This window comes from Candidatus Tectomicrobia bacterium, from assembly GCA_016192135.1.
In the GTDB taxonomy this organism is placed as follows: Bacteria; UBA8248; UBA8248; order UBA8248; family UBA8248; genus 2-12-FULL-69-37.
Genome location: JACPUR010000017.1, coordinates 170,462 through 186,398 on the forward strand (window position 1 = coordinate 170,462; position 15,937 = coordinate 186,398).

Consider the following 15,937-nt stretch of genomic DNA (forward strand, 5'->3'; position numbering starts at 1 on the left):
TGGCTTTTTTCTGTAGGGGCGGGTTTCAAACCCGCCCCTACGGGTAGCCGGATGATGGATGTCGTAGGTGCAGGCACAGGGATCTGCCCCTAGGATGCGCGGATACGGATTTGTAGGGGCGGCCTCTGTGTCCCCTCTGCGAAGGGCCTGACAATCCTTGGTGTTTCAGGGCAGAAGGTGCATCCCCAGGAAGGCCACGGCCAGGGCGAGGAAGATCGTCACGAAGGCGGCGTAGGCGTGGACCTGGCGCAGGTCCTCCCGCCCGATGGCTAGGCGCAGGCGGCGGCCCAGCCAGGCTGTCAGGAAGAGGAGGGCGAGCGCCAGGGTGGCGAAGAAGGCGTGGGCGGTCTGGAGGACGGTTTCCCGCAGGGCGAGGCCCATCCCCGCCACCCCCAGGAGATAGCCCACCGGGAGGAGGGCGGCGAACCAGCGGCCCAGGCGCATGTGCCGGGCCGCGAGGTGGGCCCGCGCCGGCCCCGCCCCCGCGCGGCGCGCCCGGCGCAGCCTGAGCCCATAGGTCAGGACCGCCAGCCCTAGCCCCAGGACCAGCACCTGGAAGGCAGGGTGGAGGTAGGGGGAGAGGCCGGTCACGGGGGGATTCCTCTCTGGCGCATAAAAGAAGATGTCATTCTGAACGGAGCGAAGCGGAGTGAAGAATCTTCGCGTATCGCCGCCCGCGAAGATTCCTCGCTGCGCTCGGAATGACACCCTCTTTGGCCGGGTCGACCCTACAAAATCCCATACGACGTCCACCCGTAGCGGCCTATTGCAATATGCCCCTACGGGACCAACGAAATTCCGCCCCCCATTGTCGCCCCTTGGGCGCGGGGCTACAATGCCCGCGTCCCAAGAAGCGCGGCGCGCACTCTCTCTCATCCGGCGAGGTCCGCATGAACATCGAGGAGATCCGCGCCATCGCGCGCGGCAGCAAGGTGTACGACCTGGGCGTGGAGCTCTTCCCGGGGATGCCCCACATCCCCCTGCACGGCCCCTTCGGCTACTCCATGATCCGCGAGCACGGGGACCTCATGTACCCCGAGGGCGCCTGCGCGGCGGTGGACATGTTCTTCTGCACCGGCCACACCGGCACCCACGTGGACGCCTTCGGCCACGTCTCGAAGGACATGAAGCTCCACGGCGGCGTGGACGCGGCCTCCCACCAGACCAAGACCGGGGGCATCGTGGGGCTCGGCATCGAGACCGTGGCCCCCATCGTGCGGCGGGGGGTGCTCCTCGACGCGGCCGCCCACTTGAAGAAGGACGTGCTCGAGCCCGCCCGGCCCGTCACCCGGGAGGAGCTCCAGGCCGTGGCCTCCGCCCAGGGCACCCGGATCGAGGCGGGGGACGTGGTGCTCGTCCGCACCGGGCACATCCGCCACTGGCCCAAGAAGGACTTCTACCACCAGAAGGGAGGGGTCCCCGGCGTCCACATCGAGGCCGCCCGCTGGCTCGCGGACCAGGGCATCTTCATGCTCGGGGGGGACAACTTCGCCGTCGAGGTCGTCCCCGCCCCGAGCCTCCCCGTCCACTGCCACATGCTGGTCGAGAAGGGCATCCACCTGCTGGAGGTGGGCTTCTTCGAGGAGCTGAGCCGCGACCGCGCCTACGAGTTCCTCCTCGTCGCGCTCCCCCTCAAGATCCGGGGCGGCACCGGCTCCCCGACAAGGCCGGTGGCGATCGTGTGAAATCGAGAATCCAAAGAAAGATGGACGAGGGTGATGAAGGTGTAGGGACGTATTGCGATGCGCCCCTACGTGTCCGATAGGAGCAAGGTTTAGCCCCCTCTCCCCTTGGGAGAGGGTTGGGGTGAGGGGGATTCACCTCATGGGTTTTCCCTCACCCTGCCCTCTCCCGGAGGGAGAGGGAAACCCTGCAAAGCCGTCAGTGCGGAAAGCTCTCCTGGAGACTCACCCATGATCCAGCGCTTCAACGTCTTCCCCTCGGACATGTACCGCGTGGCGGGGAACAACCAGGTGCTCTACACCCCGGTCGTGGCGGTTCGGACGGGGGACCACGTGCACATCTACGTCTCCGGGCGCACCTCGCGCCTCCTGGACGGCTCCCTGGCCGGGGAGGGGGACATGCGCGCCCAGATACGGCTCACCTGCGAGAACGTGGGCAAGGCCCTCGCGGGGGTGGGGGCGGGCTTCGCGGACGTGGTGCGCACCAACACCTACGCCACCGACCTCGAGGCCTACTACCGCTGCGTGGACGAGCGGGCCCGGTTCTTCACCGCGCCGCTGCCCACGAGCACTGTGGTGGGGGTCACCCGCCTCGCCATGCCCGGGATGCTCGTCGAGATCGAGGTGGAGGCCATCATCGAGCCGGAGCGGCTGAGGGTGGAGGGGTAGGAGGGCGGCTTGGCCTTTTCGCCCTTTCTCAGGATGCGGGGAGGCTTGTCGCTTCCCGCCAGCTCCGGCTCAGGTTGCTGAGCACGACGAACGCCGAATACAGAGCGATGCAGACCAGGGTGTATCCCGAATACAAGACGCGGCCCTCGAACATCTGGATGATGAAAACGAGCATCGGCCCGGCGGCCCGGATGACGTTGGTGGTGATGGACGGCGTATGGGAGATGCCGATCTGGAACAGGTAGTTGGGCGCGATGATCAGGAGCACCAGGGCCACGGAGACGGACGCGAGGGCGCCATAGGAATGTTGGCCCGCCGCTCCCGCGCCTCCGGCCAGAATCGCGGCGAATGAGACGAGGGCGATCGCGACGAAGCGGACGGACACGATCGCCTCCGGGGACACGCCGTTCTCGTTCATGCGCTTGCTGATGAGATTGTAAAGAGCCAGCGATACGCCCCCCAGGAAGGCCAGCGCGAGGCTGTGGATGCTCGCCGCCGCGCCGGGGGTCCTCAGCCCTGACAGCCCCGCAATCTCCACCCCCGCCAGCAGGAGCAGCGAAGCCAGGATTCCGCCGTTGAGCCATTTCTCAATGGTGCGGATGGGGGTGGGAAGCGCGATATGGACCCCCAGGATTCGCAGGAAAACAACGGTGAACGGGCCGATCCCGACATAGAGGGTGTTGGCGATGGAGGGCTCGATGTTCTTCAGCGCGTGGAAATATGAAAGCCACGCCGCCGCCGTGACGAGGTTGACCCAGACGGCGTCGCGCCAGTGGCGGCGGAGCCTCGCCCACTGGTCCGGCTGCCTGAGGCCGACCGCGGCGGCGAAATAGAGCGTACAGAGAATGGAAACCAGGGCGACAACTTCGAAATAGCTGAACGTCTGGAACACGCCGCCCAGATAGACGTCCCTGACCGCCGAGAAGAGGACGAACAGCACGATGGTGAGGGGCCACCAATTGATTCTGCCCATTGGCGCGCCTCCCTTCACCTTTTCGCGGCGGTTTTTTTCTTCCTCCCCTTGTGTTCCGCGGCCAGCAGCCTCTCCTTCCGATCCAGCCCCCAGCGGTAGCCGGCGAGGGCGCCGTCCGAGCGCACGGCCCGGTGGCAGGGGACGAGGAGGCAGACGGGGTTCCGGGCGCAGGCGCTCCCCACGGCGCGGGCGCCGTTCTTCATCCCCAGCGCCCGGGCGATCCCGGCATAGCTCCGGGTTTCACCGGGCGGAATTTCCTGCAGGTGCTCCCACACCCGCCGCTGGAAGGCCGTCGCCCGCACGTCGAGGGGCAGCGCCGCAGCGGGCGCCTTCCCGTCCATGAGGCCCAGGACGGCCCGGAGCGCCCCGCCCAGGCCCCGGTCGTCGCGCGAGAGCCCGGCGCGGGGGAACTCCCGGCGGATCTCCTCTTCGAGAAAAGCCTCGGTGTCCCCGAGCTGGACGGCGCAAACGCCCCGCTCCGTCGCCGCCACCAGGACGCGCCCCAGGGGGCAGGGCGCCGTGGCGTAGCGGATGGCGAGCCCCGTCCCGCCCCGGCGGTAGCGGCCCGGCGTCATGCCGAGGAGCGCCCCCGCCTTCTCATAGAGGCGGCTCGCGGAGCCGTAGCCGGCCTCGTAGAGGGAGGGGGCGATGGCGGCGCCCGCGCGGAGCGAGCCCTTCAGGCGGCCGAGGCGCAGGGCGTCGGCGTACTGGCGGGGGGTGACGCCCACCGCCCGCTTGAACTCGCGCTGGAGGTGGAAGGGGCTCGCGCCCGCCCGGGCGGCCAGGGCGGCCAGCGGAAGAGCCTCCCCGTCATTCTCCTCGATGAGCCGGACCGCTCGCCGCACCCGGTCGAGCCCAGGGGCCCAGCCGGCCTCGCGGGGCCGGCAGCGGCGGCAGGGCCGGAAGCCCTCGGCCTCGGCCAGCTCGGGGAGGGGGAAGAAGCGCACCTGCTCCCGGCCCGGCCTTCGGCTCGGGCAGGAGGGGCGGCAGTAGACGCCGGTCGAGCGCACGGCGTACACGAAGCGGCCGTCGAAGCGGGCGTCCCGCCCCGCGACGGCTTTCCACAGCTCCTTATCGTTCATGACATTCCCCTCCGAGGCCGTCTTCATCATGTGTCCACCCTGGGGGGAAGGCTAGCGGAGGGGAGGCGGGGGAATCTATCCGATCCTTGCGGCCAAAGTGGGGGACAATGGAGCCCCGGCCAATCTCGCGGGATCACCGTAGGGGCGAACCTCGTGTTCGCCCCTCGTTCCGCTTCGCGAAGGGCGATGACGGACATCGCCCCTACGGGCAGGAACGCGGCGGTTTCGTAGGGGCGGCCCCCCGTGGCCGCCCTTGCCGGGGCAGGCACTGGGGCCTGCCCCTACGGGTGGGCATGGGCGGATGGGTTTGCCGAGGGGGCGAACACAAGGTTTGCCCCTACAAATGCGGTCGTCAGCGGCCTCCCCCCATGCCCTACTCGAACTTCCCCGGCACCACCCGGTTCCGGCCGCCCTGCTTGGCCTGGTAGAGCAGCTCGTCGCACATCTTGTACATCTCGGCCATGCTCGCCCGGCGGTTCGCGTAGATGCAGAGCGCCCCCATGCTGATGGTGACGGCCCCGGCCCCGGGCATGGCCTCGAAATGGGTCTTCTCCACCTCGGCCCGGATGCGCTCGGCCACGAGGAGCATCTCGGGGAAGTCGGTGTGGGGGAGGAGGAGGCCGAACTCCTCCCCCCCGAAGCGGATGGCGTGGTCGAGGGCCCGGATCTCGCGGCGGAGGACGCGCGCCAGCTCGCGCAGCACGCTGTCCCCGGCGGGGTGGCCGTGGGTGTCGTTGATCTTCTTGAAGTGGTCGATGTCCAGGATGACGAGCCCCAAGGAGCCCTTGGTGCGGCTGACGCGGCTCAGCTCCCGGGCGGACATCTCGTTGAAGCCCGCGCGGTTGGTGAGGCCGGTCAGGGGGTCGGTGAAGGTGACGCGGTGGAGCTGCTCGCGGCCCACGCGGTGGGCGAGGAAGATCATCTCCAGGTCGCGCCGGGCGAGGGAGAGCCGGAGCAGGGGCTCGAGGCCGCGCGAGAGGGCGGCGTCCGGCAGGGAGAGCGGGAGCACGGCATGGGCCCACGCGGGGGGCGCCGCCAGGAGGGGCGAGCGCTCGTCCGGCACCAGGAGGACGGTCATCGGCCGGGGGACATCCCCCTTCTCGAACGCCATCTGGAGGAAGACCTCGGCGATGGCGGGGTTGTCCCTCACGTGGACCAGGAGGAGCTGGGGCGGGCTCTCGCGCAGGGCGCGGACGGTGTCGTGCGCGGGCTCGGGGTGGTTGCGGAGCTGGGCGGCATCGAGCAGGGCGGCCGCGCGCCGCGCCGCCTCCGGCGGGAGCCACAGGGCCGTCACCCAGGGCTTGGCCGGGCCCCCCGAGAGGAAGGCCTGGATCAGGGCGTCCCCCTCGAGCTCGGCGAGCGGGGAGAGGGCCTCCCGCGAGGGCGCCGAGAGGAGGTTCATCAGGAAGGCGCTCTCCCCATAGCTCGGGGCGGTCCTGGCCTCCTCCGGGCCGGGGGGGATAGCCTCCTCCTCGGGTTCCGGGACCGGCCATCCTTCTTCGTCGAGCGGATCGGGCGCCATCTTCGCCATCCCAGGGGCAGTCTCGGGGGAGCCGGTTGGCCCCACACTGCCACAGACGGCCGGAGTCAGGAAACCCGCTCCAGGAAGCCCCGGAGGGCGCGCAGGAAGGCCTCGGGCTCGTCCATGAAGACGTGGTGATGGGCCCCCGGCACGACCTCCACCTTCACGTGGGCGAGGTCCCGCCGGAACCACTCCTTGTCCTCGGGGGTGAGGCGGTCGGAGAGCTCCCCGGCGAGGTACATGGCCGGGGCCTTCACCCGCAGCCAGGAGCCCCGGTTGTCAAACCCCTTGCGGTCGCGGTGGAAGCCGCGGTCGGCCTTGAGGAGCCAGGTGCCGTCCTCCAGTTGGCGCACGCTGTGGCGGGCGATGTAGGCGATGCGCTCCGGGTCGGCCTTGCCCGCGGTGGGGATCATGCGGAACTTGGCCACGAACTCCTCCAGCGAGGCCCAGGGGCGGCTCGGCCGGCTGCCGACCTGGCGCACCTCCTGGAGGATCTCCTCCCGAAGGCGGAGGGCGGTGTCCACCACCACGAGGGCCGAGATCTCGGGCTCGCGGAAATCGTGCAGGTGAAGGGCGATCATCCCGCCCATGGAGTGGCCCACGACGGCGGGGGGGCGGCCCGTCTCGCGCCGCGCCCAGTCGATCCAGGCCTGGAGGTCGCCGGTGAAGGCCTCGGCGCCGTAGTCGTCGGCCCAATCGCTGTCGCCGTGCCCGCGCACGTCCAGCGCCACGGGCCGGAAGAGGTCGCACAGCGCGGGGGCGGTCCAGTCCCACCAATGCGCGTGGGCCGCCGTGCCGTGCAGGAGGAGGAGGATGGGCTTGCTCTTTTCGCCGGGGGCGTGGTCGAGGGCGTGGAGGCGCACGCCCCCGCGCTCCAGGAAGACGCTGGCCGGATCACTCATGTGCATGGGGTCTCCCCTCGGGCTCGGATGAGGCGGGGAGGATCGCCCATCGGCCGCGCGGGTGCAAGCCGCAGGGGCGTATGGCAATGCGCCCCCATAACGGACGATGGGCCTCTTCCGTAGGGGCGAGGCATGCCTCGCCCCTACGGAATCAATCCATGGGAATTGCTTGGAAGCCGCTTTGCGGCGGGCCGTCAGGCCGAGGGGTCCCCGCCGAGCTTCTCGATGAAGCGCTCCTCGCGTTCCTGCCAGCTCTCGCTCCGGGGCCGGAGAGCGTGGAGCTCCTCGTAGAGGTGGTCGATGACCTTGTTCGCCATCTTGAGCTTCTCGCTGCCCGTCATGGCGATGTTGCGGATGAGCTTGAGGGAGAGGCCGGTGGGCAGCAGGTGGAGGAGCGAGGGCTGCATCGTGAGGAGGAGGGTCGGCCGCCGGGCCCGCGCGGTGGCCGTCCGCGCGCTCTCCCCGAGGAGGCCGATCTCGCCGAAGCAGGAGCCCTTCCCGAGGAGGCCCAGGAACTCCTCCTCCTCGCCGATCAGGCGGGTAAGGTACACCTCGCCATCGAGGATGTAGTAGAGGGCCTCGCCCGGCTCGTTCTCGGCGCAGATGATATCGAAGGTGCCGGCCTGCATCCGGCCGCACCGGCGGAGGAGGAGCTTCACCTCCTCGCCCGCCAGGCCGCGGAACAGGGTGGTGGACTGGAGCCAGCGCACCAGTTGGGCGACGGGCCCGTCGGAAGAGTGCGAGACCGAAGGCGGCTTCATCGTGCGGCATCCGACCGGTTTGGGATTGGTTCCAGTGCGGTAACTTACTTCACCTGCGGCCCCGGGCGCAATATCGCCTCTCCGGGTGCCGCGGGGCGCCGCGAGATCGCCCCTCCCCGGGGGGAGAAGGGAGGCGCGCCCGCGCCGTCCCGCCCCGGGGGCGGAATCCCGGCCCGGGCTAGAGGTTCTCGCGGGAGATCTGGAGGGCCTTCAGCCGCCGGTAGAGGGTGGCCCGGCTGATGCCGAGGAGAGAGGCCGAGCGGTTCACGTCCCAGCCGGTCTGGGCCAGGGACTGCCGGATGAGCCGCTCCTCCACCTCCTTGATGGGACTGATGGGCTCGGCCTCGGGGGCCGGCTCGGCCTCGGCCCGCTTGGCCGCGGCCTCGCGGATGGAGGGAGGCAGATCCTCCGCCCGGAGGACGGGCGCGCTGGACAGGCTGCACACTTGCCGCAGGACGTTCTTCAGCTCCCGGATGTTTCCCGGCCAGGGGTAGTTCTCCAGGGTCTCCATCGCCTCGGGCGAGAGCACGCGCTCGGGGCGGTGCTCCTGGAGCGCGATCTCGTTGAGGATCCGCTGGGCGAGCAGGGGGATGTCCTCCAGGCGCTCCCGCAGGGGCGGCATCACCACCCGGAAGGGGGCCAGGCGGTTGACCAGCTCGGGGCTGAAACGGCCCGCCTCGACCTCCTGGGCGAGATCCTTGCGGGCGGCGCAGATGATGCGGATGTCCATGGCCGTGGCGCCCGGCTCCTTCTCCCGCTCGAGCTGGCGCAGCAGGGCATCCTGGAGGGGGGCGGGCAGCTCGCTCACGTCGTCGAGGAAAAGGGTGCCGCCGTTGGCGCGGTCCCACTTGCCGGGGCGCCGCACGCCCGAGGGGGAGCTGCCGCCGAAGAGCTCCGCCGAGACGAGGTCGGGCCGCAGGTCGCCGCAGTTGAGGTAGACGAAGGGTCCCTCGCCCCGGCGGCTGTTGTAGTGGATGGTGCGCCCGACGAGCTCCTTGCCCGTCCCCGCCTCGCCCTGGATGAGGACGGGCAGATCGCTCCCGGCGAGGCGCTCGATGCTGGCCAGCACCCGGGTGATGGCCGGGCTCACGCCGATGAGGTTGCGGAAGTCGAACTGGATGCGCAACTCGTCCTGGAGCTTGCGGACCTCGCGCGTGAGGTCCTTGGTCCGCAGGGCGTTGTGGATGGAGACGCTCAGGCGCCCGGCCTCGAAGGGCTTGGGGATGAAATCGTAGGCGCCGAGCCGCATGGCCTGGAAGGCGTTCTCGGCCGTCCCCTGACCGGTGAGGAGGATGACTGGCGCCTCGAGCTGGAGCTGGTTGAGGCGGGAGAGGGTCTCCAGGCCGCCGATGCCGGGCAGCAGCAGGTCCAGGAGGATCACGTCCGGGGACTGCTTGGCGGCGTGGGCCAGGAAGGATTCGGCGTCCGAGAAGCCGAGGACGGTGAATCCCTCCCGCCGCAGGAGGAGCTCGACGAGGGACAGGTCGCGGGGGTCGTCCTCCACCACGTGGATGACGGCGGGCCGGGCCTTCCCCGCCGGGGCCGTCTCGGGCGTGTTCATGGCGTCTTCCCCCGGGCCGGAAGCCCGATGGCTTCCGGAAGCAGCGCGCATCGATTCGAGACTCCCGGTTTCCCAGGCTTCAAATATGCTCACTTATATCATTTTTCGGCTGTGATGTTGATCTCTCTCGCTGTAAATACGGCCCATATTCGTCCAGGCGGGTGACCTCGGCCAGCGCCGGGCCCCGCCGGTAGGCCGCCCGGGCGATGAGGTGGGCGGCCACCGGAACCGTCAGGAAAATGAAGAAAATGGCCAGGATGGCGTGAGTGGACACGGCCGCCTCCTGGAAATAGAGGATGACGGCCAGGAGGATGCCGAGCATCCCGAAGGTCGCCGCCTTGGTGGCGGCGTGCATCCGGGAGTAGACGTCGGGAAGCCGGATGAGGCCGATGCTCGCCACCAGCATGAAGAAGGCGCCGATGAGGAGCGCCGCGGCGGCCAGGAAGTCACTCAATGATGGCGCCCCTTTCCAGGAACTTGGCGTACACCACCGTCCCCACGAAGCTGAGGATTGCCAGGGCCAGCAGGGCGAGGATGAAGTAGGGCTCTTCCGACCGGATGGCGAAGAGGGCGATGAGGCCGAGGATGTTGATGGAGAGGGTGTCGGCGGCCACCACGCGGTCGGCGGTGGTGGGGCCCACCACCAGGCGCAGGAAGCACAGGAGCAGCGAGAGGCCCGTCATCCCCATCCCGATCTCGACCGCGATCTGGATCATTCCACGGCCCCCAGCACCGGCTCCTCCAGCCCCCGCCGGATGCTCTCGCGCACCTCGTCGGGGTGCGAGATGTCCAGCGTGTGGACGAAGATGGTCCGGTTGTCCTCCGAGATGTCCACGCTCAGGGTGCCCGGCGTGAGCGTGATGGAGTTCGCGAGCATGGTGACGCCGAAGGGCGACCGGCAGCGGGTCTGGTAGGCGAGGATGCCCGGCTGGATCCGGATGCGCGGGGAGAGCACGATCCGCAGCACCTGGAGATTGGCGACGACGAGTTCCCGGCTGAAGCTCAGGAGGTAGCGCCCGATGTTGCGGACGCGGATGAAGGATGTCTCCTGGCGGTAGCTCTTCCGGAGGAAGCGGACGATCAGCACCGCCAGGATGATGCCCACGAAGAAGTCGCCCGCGGAGCCCGTCCCCTTCATCAGGATCCAAATGGCCGCCAGGAGAAAGGCGATATCGGCCAGGTTCACGGCGCTCCTCCTAACCGGCGAGCCGCATCGCCGCGATATAGGGCGCGGGCGAGGCGAGCTGAGAGGCCACGAGCTGCGACCAGCCGTACAGCCACGGCACCCCCAGCCCGAAGATGACGGCGAAGGAGGCCAGGAAGGCCACCGCCGCGTACATCGCCGCGGGGGCCGAGCCCGTCTCCCCCTTGGGCGCCCCCCAGGCCAGCCGCTGGTAAGTCGAGAAATTGTAATACAAAGAGAATATCCCCGCCGCCAGGGCGATTCCGGTCGAGAGGTACGCCCCCTGCGCGAAGCCCGCCTGGATCACGAAAAGCTTGGAGAAAAAGCCGGCGAGCGGGGGGATCCCCGCCAGGGAGAGGAGCCCCGTCAGCAGGAGCAGGGTGGAGAAGGGAGCCCGCTCCATGAGCCCCCCCATGTCGTCGAGGTCCACCGTGCCCGTGAGTTTCTGGCTGAGGCCCGCTCCCAGGAGGAGGGAGCTCTTCAGGAAGGCGTGCCCCACCGCGTAGAAGACGGCCGCCGCCCAGCCCGCCGGGGTGAGCAGCGCGATGGCGAAGACGATGTAGCCGAGCTGGTTGATGGTGCTGTAGGCCAGGATGCGCTTGAGGTTCCGCTGGGGGAGCGTCCCCAGCGCCCCGTAGAGGATGGTGGCCACCGCCAGCCCGATGAGGATGGCCTGGATGCGCTGGAAGGGCTCGGGGAAGATGAGGGTGGAGCACCGCAGGATGGCGTAGACGCCCACCTTCACCAGCACCCCGGCCAGGATGGCGCTCACCGGGGTGGGCGATATGGAGTGCGCCGAGGGGAGCCAGAGCTGCATGGGGAAGATCGCGGCCTTCACGCTGAAGACGAAGACGAAGGTGAGGGCCGTCAGCACCATCAGGGGGGTGGGGCCCACCTCGCGGACCTTCACGGAGAGGTCGGCCATGTTCACCGTCCCCACCTGGGCGTAGAGCATGGCCACGCCCAGCAGGAAGAAGGCCGAGGCGATGAGGTTGAGGCAGGTGTACTTCAGGGCCATCTCGAGCTGGTCGAGGCCGTAGTAGAAGCCCAGCAGGGCGTAGGTCGAGATGAGCATGACCTCGAAGAAGACGAAGAGATTGAAGATGTCGCCCGTGGCGAAGGCGCCCTGCATCCCCATCAGCAGGAAGTGGAGGAGGGGGTGGAAGACCTCGCGCCGCTGCTCCTCCGAGAGGTACTGGCAGGCGAACGCGCCCGAGGCCCCCACCACCGCGGCCGAGAGGCAGAGCATGGTGGCCGTCAGGCGGTCGGCCACGAGCAGGATGCCGTAGGGGAAGGGCCAGAAGCCCATCCGGTGGACGAAGATGTCGCCCCCGGCCGTCTCCCGCAGGAGCCACAGCGCGAGCGCCAGGTTGGCCGCCAGGGCGGCGAGGCTCAGGCTTTCCTGGAGCCTCGCGTTGCGCCTCACGAAGAAGAGCACCACCCCCGCCAGGAGAGGCCCCGCGGCGAAGAGGGGGAGCAGATCGCTCATCCCATGAGCCTCCGCAGCCGGTCGATGTCGTCCGTCTTGAAGCGCTGGTAGATGTTCATGGCGAGGACGAGGAGGAAGGCGGTCACCGCGAAGCTGATCACGATGGCCGTCAGGATCATGGCCTGGGGAAGGGGGTCCACGTATCCCGCCGGATCCACGGGGCCGTTCTCCGGCACGATGGGCACCTTCCCGTCCCCCACCCAACCCGAGGCGATGAGCATGAGGTTGGTGGCGTGGCTCAGCAGCGAGAGGCCCAGCACGAGCTGGATGAGCCGCCGCTGCATGATGAGATAGGCCGCCGCGGCGACCGTGGCCCCGATCGTGAAGCAGATGAGCCAGGTCATCCCCGCCTCCGGCCGGACGCCCGGCGGTCGCTCAGGTTGGTGAGGATCATCATCATCACGCCCACGACCACCATGTAGACGCCCACGTCGAAGAGGAAGGCCGAGAAGAGCTCCACCTGGCCCACGAAGGGGAGGCCGAACTCGTAGACCGAGCTCTTCAGGAAGGCCCCCTTGAGCATGCCGAAGAAGCCCACCCCCGTCGCGAGGGCGAGGCCGCTCGCGAGAATCTTGTCCCAAGGCCATTGGAAGCGGCGCCATCCCTCGGTCGCGCCGAAGGCCACCCACTGGAGCACCAGCCCCACCCCCGTCATCAGCCCCGCGATGAAGCCGCCGCCCGGCTGGTTGTGCCCGTAGAGCAGGAGGAAGATCGAGAAGATGAGCGTCAGGTGGAGCACGATCGGGGCGACCGTCCACAGGATCAGCGATCTCATTTCATCTCCCCCGCCAGCCGGATCATGGCGTAGATGGCGATGCCGGCGATGGCCAGCACGGTGATCTCCCCCAGGGTGTCGTAGCCGCGGTAGTCCACGATGATGGCGTTGACGACGTTCTTGAAGCCCGCGACGGGCTTGCTGGTCCGCATGAAGTAGTCGGCGATGGTCCGCACCTGATGGCCGTTCATGGCGAGCGCCATGACGGCCGCGGCCGCCGTCCCCAGGCCCAGCGCGATGGCCCAGTCGCGGGCCTTCCGCCCCGCCCCGCGGGCGCCGGGCGCAAGCTCGGGGAGCGACCGGAAGACGATGAGGAAGAGGATGACCGAGGCCGACTCGATCATGATCTGGGTCAGGGCGAGGTCGGGGGCCTTGAGGAGCAGGTAGAGGGCCGAGATGGCGTAGCCCGCCCCCCCCAGCGCCAGGATGGCCGGGATGCGCTGCGTGAAGAGCGCCGTCGCGAAGGCGAGCGCCGCGATGAGCGGGCAGAGCAGCCAGGGGAGGAACCCCGCCGGCTCGTAGGCCGGAAAGAGGCCCTCCCCCCAAGGAAGCTGGGGGGCGAGGAGCAGGAGGATGGCGGCGGGCGCCACCATCGTCCAGCGGAGGTAGCGGCGCAGGTTGCCGTCCTGGAGGAGGGTGAGGAGGCCCCAGGTGCGCTCCCGCGCCCACCGGAGAGAGCCGTCGTAGGCCTTGTCCGGCCCGGGCCCCCGGCGCCACAGGGCCGCGGCGGCGTCGAGGGCGGGCGCCACCTTCGCGAACCCCGCGTAGAGTCCCGCCCCCGCGATCAAGGTCACCATGGACATGAGGAGCGGCAGGTTCACCCCGTGCCAGAGGGCGAGGCGGAGCGGGAGGGGCTCCGTCCCGCCCAGGGTGGCCGCGGCGGCCGGGGCGGCGATCGGCTCCACCAGGCCCGGGGCCACTCCCAGGAGGAACGCCCCGGCCGCCAGCAGGGCCGGGGCGAGGAGCATCCCTCTCGGGGGGTCGTGCGGGTGCTTGGGCGGGCGGCCCCCCCCTTGCTGCCAGAAGGTCCCTCCCAGGAAGCGAAGGTGGTAGAGCGCCGTCACGATCCCCGCCCCGAGCGTGAGCCAGGGCCAGAAGGTCCCCCACGCCCCCGGCCCGCCCGGGTGGAGGCTCGCCTCGTAGAGCATCTCCTTGGTGAGGAAGCCTCCGAGGGGAGGGACGCCGATCAGGCTCAGGGCCGCAAGGAGCGTGAGGATGTGGGTGAGGGGCATGGCCCTGGCCAGCCCGCTCAGCAGGCGGATGTCGCGCGTGCCGGATTCATGGTCGATGATCCCCACCGCCATGAACATGGCCGCCTTGGCGGCCGCGTGGTTGTAGAGGTGAAGGGTCGCGCCGATGACGCCCGTCTCCCCGCCGTAGCCCAGGAAGGTCACGATGAGGCCCAGCTGGCTGATGGTGCCGTAGGCGAGGATGGCCTTGAGGTCGTTGGCCCGGAGCGAGAGGAGGCCCCCCGCGATCATGGTCGTCATGCCCAGGGCCGTCACCGCGTAGCCCCAGAGGGGGTGGCCTCCCAGCAGGGGGTAGAGCCGCATGAGGAGGAAGATGCCCGCCTTCACCATGGTGGCCGAGTGCAGGAAGGCGCTGATGGGGGTGGGCGCCTCCATGGCGTTGGGGAGCCAGACGTGGAAGGGCCACTGGGCGCTCTTCGAGGCCGCCCCGATCAGGATGAGGACGAAGGCCGCCGACGAGACGGCCCCGGCCGCCCCCGGGCCGGCCAGCAGCGCCGAGATGCGCCACTCCCCCGTGGCCTGGCCGACGAGGAGGAAGCCGCCCAGCATGGCGAGCCCCCCGCCCCCGGTGATGAGCATGGCCTTCTGCGCCCCGTAGACCGAGGCTTCCCGGTCGTGCCAGTAGCCGATGAGGAAGTAGGAGGTGATGCTGGTCAGCTCCCAGAAGACGAAGAGCCCGATCAGGTGGTCCGAGAAGACCACCCCCAGCATGGAACCCATGAAGGCGATGAGGAAGGCGTAGTAGCGGCCCAGGGCCTCATCGTGGCGCATGTACCAGTGGGAATAGAGGACGATGAGGGCCCCCATCCCCGCCACGAGGAAGCCCCACATCAGGCTCAGCCCGTCCACCCGGAAGGCCAGCTCCACGTTCGCGTCCCGAAGCCAGGGGAGGACGAAGTGCAGGGGCTTCATCCCCCCCGCCCGCCAGGCGGCGTGGAGGCCGAAGACGGCGTAGAGGCTCGCCAGGGGGGCGGCCATGGCGATCCAGGCCGCCCCGCGGCGGAGGCGCCTCACGAAGAGGGGCACGGCCAGGGCCGCGAGGAAGGGAAAGAAGACGGCGATCAGGATGGCAGTCAAAAGCTCGCCTCTTGGGCCGGGCCAAGGTCCAGTCGTGCGCGGGACATTTGCAGAATTTTTACATATAAAGGGCGCTCCGGCAAGGTTTTGGCCCGGCGCAGGCCCGGAATGACATCGGGAGGTTGCGATGGCCGACACGACCTACGCCATCCACGCCCTCTGCCAGGGCTGGCGGGAGTGCGACGCCTCGCTCCTCCTCTACCTGGCCGACGCGGGCCGCAAGGCCCGGCTCCCCTACTTCTTCTGGCTCCTCGTGCCCGAAGGCCCGGCTCAAAGGCCCATCCTCGTGGACGCGGGCTTCACCGAGGGCCAGGCCCATGCCCGCTACCAGAACTTCCGGGACTACCGCCGCCACCGCGACCTCCTCGCCCCCTTCGGCCTCGAGCCGCGGGACGTCGAGACCGTCCTCCTGACCCACCTCCACTGGGACCACTTCGGCGCGGCCCGCCTCTTCCCCGCGGCCGCGTTCCATCTCCAGCGCCGGGAGCTCGGCTTCTGGCGCGGCCCGGCCGGGGAGCACGCCTTCCTCCGCCACTACGCGGCCGATTTGGAGGACACCGCCTGGCTCGAAGCCGAGGGCCGGCTCCATCTCCTGGACGGCGACGCCGACGTCGCCCCCGGCCTGAGCCTCCACCTCGTGGGGGGCCACACCCCCGGCCTCCAGGCCGTGCGCGTCCGCACCCGGGAGGGGTGGGCCGTCCTCGCCGGGGACGCCGCCTACGTCCGCCGCAGCCTCGAATCCATGATCCCGCCGGGCATCCACGTGAGGGTGGACGAGTGCCTCGACGCCCTCGACCGCGTCAAGGCCCTGGCCGGCGAGCCCTCCCTCATCTTCCCCGGCCACGATTGGGAGATGGTGGAGCGGTACGAGGAAACCGCGCCGGGGGTGAGGCGGCTGGCCTAGCTCCGATTTCGGCGTCAAAAGGCGAAAGATTTAAGATAGAATGGTGAAACGTTCCCGCTGGGGCCGCCCTGGAGGTGCAAGATGATTCCGCGGGGGAGGGTGCGCGG

Annotated in this window: 17 protein-coding genes; 3 read left to right on the forward strand and 14 right to left on the reverse strand. The window is 69.5% G+C overall.

Annotated elements, in window-relative coordinates:
* Positions 1 to 165: 165 nt before the first annotated feature.
* The gene (locus HYZ11_07245) at positions 166 to 591 is read right to left on the reverse strand and encodes a DUF4079 family protein (GenBank protein MBI3127383.1); all 426 of its coding nucleotides are present in this window, start codon (positions 589 to 591) and stop codon (positions 166 to 168) included.
* A 299-nt stretch (positions 592 to 890) separates the two neighbouring features.
* Here HYZ11_07245 and HYZ11_07250 point away from each other — a divergent pair, with 299 nt between their 5' ends.
* Both HYZ11_07250 and HYZ11_07255 read left to right on the forward strand, forming a co-directional pair.
* Complete coding sequence (locus HYZ11_07250) at positions 891 to 1,685, forward strand: cyclase family protein (protein MBI3127384.1); 795 nt, start codon at positions 891 to 893, stop codon at positions 1,683 to 1,685.
* Between the two features lie 228 nt (positions 1,686 to 1,913).
* The gene (locus HYZ11_07255) at positions 1,914 to 2,351 is read left to right on the forward strand and encodes a RidA family protein (protein ID MBI3127385.1); all 438 of its coding nucleotides are present in this window, start codon (positions 1,914 to 1,916) and stop codon (positions 2,349 to 2,351) included.
* 28 nt (positions 2,352 to 2,379) lie between these two features.
* On the opposite strand, the gene HYZ11_07260 is transcribed toward HYZ11_07255, so the two are convergent.
* From HYZ11_07260 to HYZ11_07320, 13 genes are all read right to left on the reverse strand, one after another.
* Positions 2,380 to 3,324: a hypothetical protein gene (locus HYZ11_07260; protein ID MBI3127386.1), complete on the reverse strand. Its 945-nt coding sequence runs from the start codon at positions 3,322 to 3,324 to the stop codon at positions 2,380 to 2,382.
* A 14-nt stretch (positions 3,325 to 3,338) separates the two neighbouring features.
* Entirely contained in the window at positions 3,339 to 4,406 is a 1,068-nt protein-coding gene (gene ada / locus HYZ11_07265) for a bifunctional DNA-binding transcriptional regulator/O6-methylguanine-DNA methyltransferase Ada (protein MBI3127387.1), read from the reverse strand.
* Between the two features lie 373 nt (positions 4,407 to 4,779).
* Complete coding sequence (locus tag HYZ11_07270) at positions 4,780 to 5,928, reverse strand: GGDEF domain-containing protein (GenBank protein MBI3127388.1); 1,149 nt, start codon at positions 5,926 to 5,928, stop codon at positions 4,780 to 4,782.
* Between the two features lie 65 nt (positions 5,929 to 5,993).
* Positions 5,994 to 6,830, reverse strand: a complete 837-nt coding sequence (locus HYZ11_07275; protein ID MBI3127389.1) for an alpha/beta hydrolase — start codon at positions 6,828 to 6,830, stop codon at positions 5,994 to 5,996.
* Positions 6,831 to 7,024: 194 nt separating this feature from the next.
* Complete coding sequence (locus HYZ11_07280; GenBank protein MBI3127390.1) at positions 7,025 to 7,591, reverse strand: cyclic nucleotide-binding domain-containing protein; 567 nt, start codon at positions 7,589 to 7,591, stop codon at positions 7,025 to 7,027.
* Positions 7,592 to 7,769: 178 nt separating this feature from the next.
* Entirely contained in the window at positions 7,770 to 9,152 is a 1,383-nt protein-coding gene (locus HYZ11_07285; protein ID MBI3127391.1) for a sigma-54-dependent Fis family transcriptional regulator, read from the reverse strand.
* Positions 9,153 to 9,231: 79 nt separating this feature from the next.
* Positions 9,232 to 9,558 carry a monovalent cation/H(+) antiporter subunit G gene (locus HYZ11_07290; protein MBI3127392.1) on the reverse strand — a complete coding sequence of 109 codons (327 nt, stop codon included), beginning with the start codon at positions 9,556 to 9,558 and terminating at the stop codon, positions 9,232 to 9,234.
* 40 nt (positions 9,559 to 9,598) lie between these two features.
* Complete coding sequence (locus HYZ11_07295) at positions 9,599 to 9,868, reverse strand: K+/H+ antiporter subunit F (GenBank protein ID MBI3127393.1); 270 nt, start codon at positions 9,866 to 9,868, stop codon at positions 9,599 to 9,601.
* On the reverse strand, positions 9,865 to 10,338 hold the full coding sequence (locus tag HYZ11_07300; GenBank protein ID MBI3127394.1) for a Na+/H+ antiporter subunit E: 474 nt from the start codon (positions 10,336 to 10,338) through the stop codon (positions 9,865 to 9,867). Before HYZ11_07300 ends, HYZ11_07295 begins: the two co-directional genes overlap by 4 nt.
* A 10-nt stretch (positions 10,339 to 10,348) precedes the next feature.
* Positions 10,349 to 11,824, reverse strand: a complete 1,476-nt coding sequence (locus HYZ11_07305) for a hypothetical protein (GenBank protein ID MBI3127395.1) — start codon at positions 11,822 to 11,824, stop codon at positions 10,349 to 10,351.
* Positions 11,821 to 12,168 carry a Na+/H+ antiporter subunit C gene (locus HYZ11_07310; protein ID MBI3127396.1) on the reverse strand — a complete coding sequence of 116 codons (348 nt, stop codon included), beginning with the start codon at positions 12,166 to 12,168 and terminating at the stop codon, positions 11,821 to 11,823. The genes HYZ11_07305 and HYZ11_07310 overlap by 4 nt, the downstream gene beginning before the upstream one ends.
* Positions 12,165 to 12,599: an MnhB domain-containing protein gene (locus tag HYZ11_07315; protein ID MBI3127397.1), complete on the reverse strand. Its 435-nt coding sequence runs from the start codon at positions 12,597 to 12,599 to the stop codon at positions 12,165 to 12,167. Before HYZ11_07315 ends, HYZ11_07310 begins: the two co-directional genes overlap by 4 nt.
* Positions 12,596 to 14,926: a DUF4040 domain-containing protein gene (locus HYZ11_07320; GenBank protein MBI3127398.1), complete on the reverse strand. Its 2,331-nt coding sequence runs from the start codon at positions 14,924 to 14,926 to the stop codon at positions 12,596 to 12,598. Before HYZ11_07320 ends, HYZ11_07315 begins: the two co-directional genes overlap by 4 nt.
* A 127-nt stretch (positions 14,927 to 15,053) precedes the next feature.
* On the opposite strand from HYZ11_07320, the gene HYZ11_07325 reads away from it, so the two are divergent.
* Positions 15,054 to 15,830: an N-acyl homoserine lactonase family protein gene (locus HYZ11_07325; GenBank protein ID MBI3127399.1), complete on the forward strand. Its 777-nt coding sequence runs from the start codon at positions 15,054 to 15,056 to the stop codon at positions 15,828 to 15,830.
* Positions 15,831 to 15,937: the final 107 nt, after the last annotated feature.

Bases quoted from the DNA above. Each gene is read 5' to 3' on its own strand.
- HYZ11_07250 (MBI3127384.1), top strand. From the start codon at position 891: ATGAACATCGAGGAGATCCGCGCCATCGCGCGCGGCAGCAAGGTGTAC.
- HYZ11_07255 (MBI3127385.1), top strand. From the start codon at position 1,914: ATGATCCAGCGCTTCAACGTCTTCCCCTCGGACATGTACCGCGTGGCG.
- HYZ11_07260 (MBI3127386.1), bottom strand. From the start codon at position 3,324: ATGGGCAGAATCAATTGGTGGCCCCTCACCATCGTGCTGTTCGTCCTC.
- ada (MBI3127387.1), bottom strand. From the start codon at position 4,406: ATGAACGATAAGGAGCTGTGGAAAGCCGTCGCGGGGCGGGACGCCCGC.
- HYZ11_07270 (MBI3127388.1), bottom strand. From the start codon at position 5,928: ATGGCGCCCGATCCGCTCGACGAAGAAGGATGGCCGGTCCCGGAACCC.
- HYZ11_07275 (MBI3127389.1), bottom strand. From the start codon at position 6,830: ATGAGTGATCCGGCCAGCGTCTTCCTGGAGCGCGGGGGCGTGCGCCTC.
- HYZ11_07280 (MBI3127390.1), bottom strand. From the start codon at position 7,591: ATGAAGCCGCCTTCGGTCTCGCACTCTTCCGACGGGCCCGTCGCCCAA.
- HYZ11_07285 (MBI3127391.1), bottom strand. From the start codon at position 9,152: ATGAACACGCCCGAGACGGCCCCGGCGGGGAAGGCCCGGCCCGCCGTC.
- HYZ11_07290 (MBI3127392.1), bottom strand. From the start codon at position 9,558: ATGCTGGTGGCGAGCATCGGCCTCATCCGGCTTCCCGACGTCTACTCC.
- HYZ11_07295 (MBI3127393.1), bottom strand. From the start codon at position 9,868: ATGATCCAGATCGCGGTCGAGATCGGGATGGGGATGACGGGCCTCTCG.
- HYZ11_07305 (MBI3127395.1), bottom strand. From the start codon at position 11,824: ATGAGCGATCTGCTCCCCCTCTTCGCCGCGGGGCCTCTCCTGGCGGGG.
- HYZ11_07310 (MBI3127396.1), bottom strand. From the start codon at position 12,168: ATGACCTGGCTCATCTGCTTCACGATCGGGGCCACGGTCGCCGCGGCG.
- HYZ11_07315 (MBI3127397.1), bottom strand. From the start codon at position 12,599: ATGAGATCGCTGATCCTGTGGACGGTCGCCCCGATCGTGCTCCACCTG.
- HYZ11_07325 (MBI3127399.1), top strand. From the start codon at position 15,054: ATGGCCGACACGACCTACGCCATCCACGCCCTCTGCCAGGGCTGGCGG.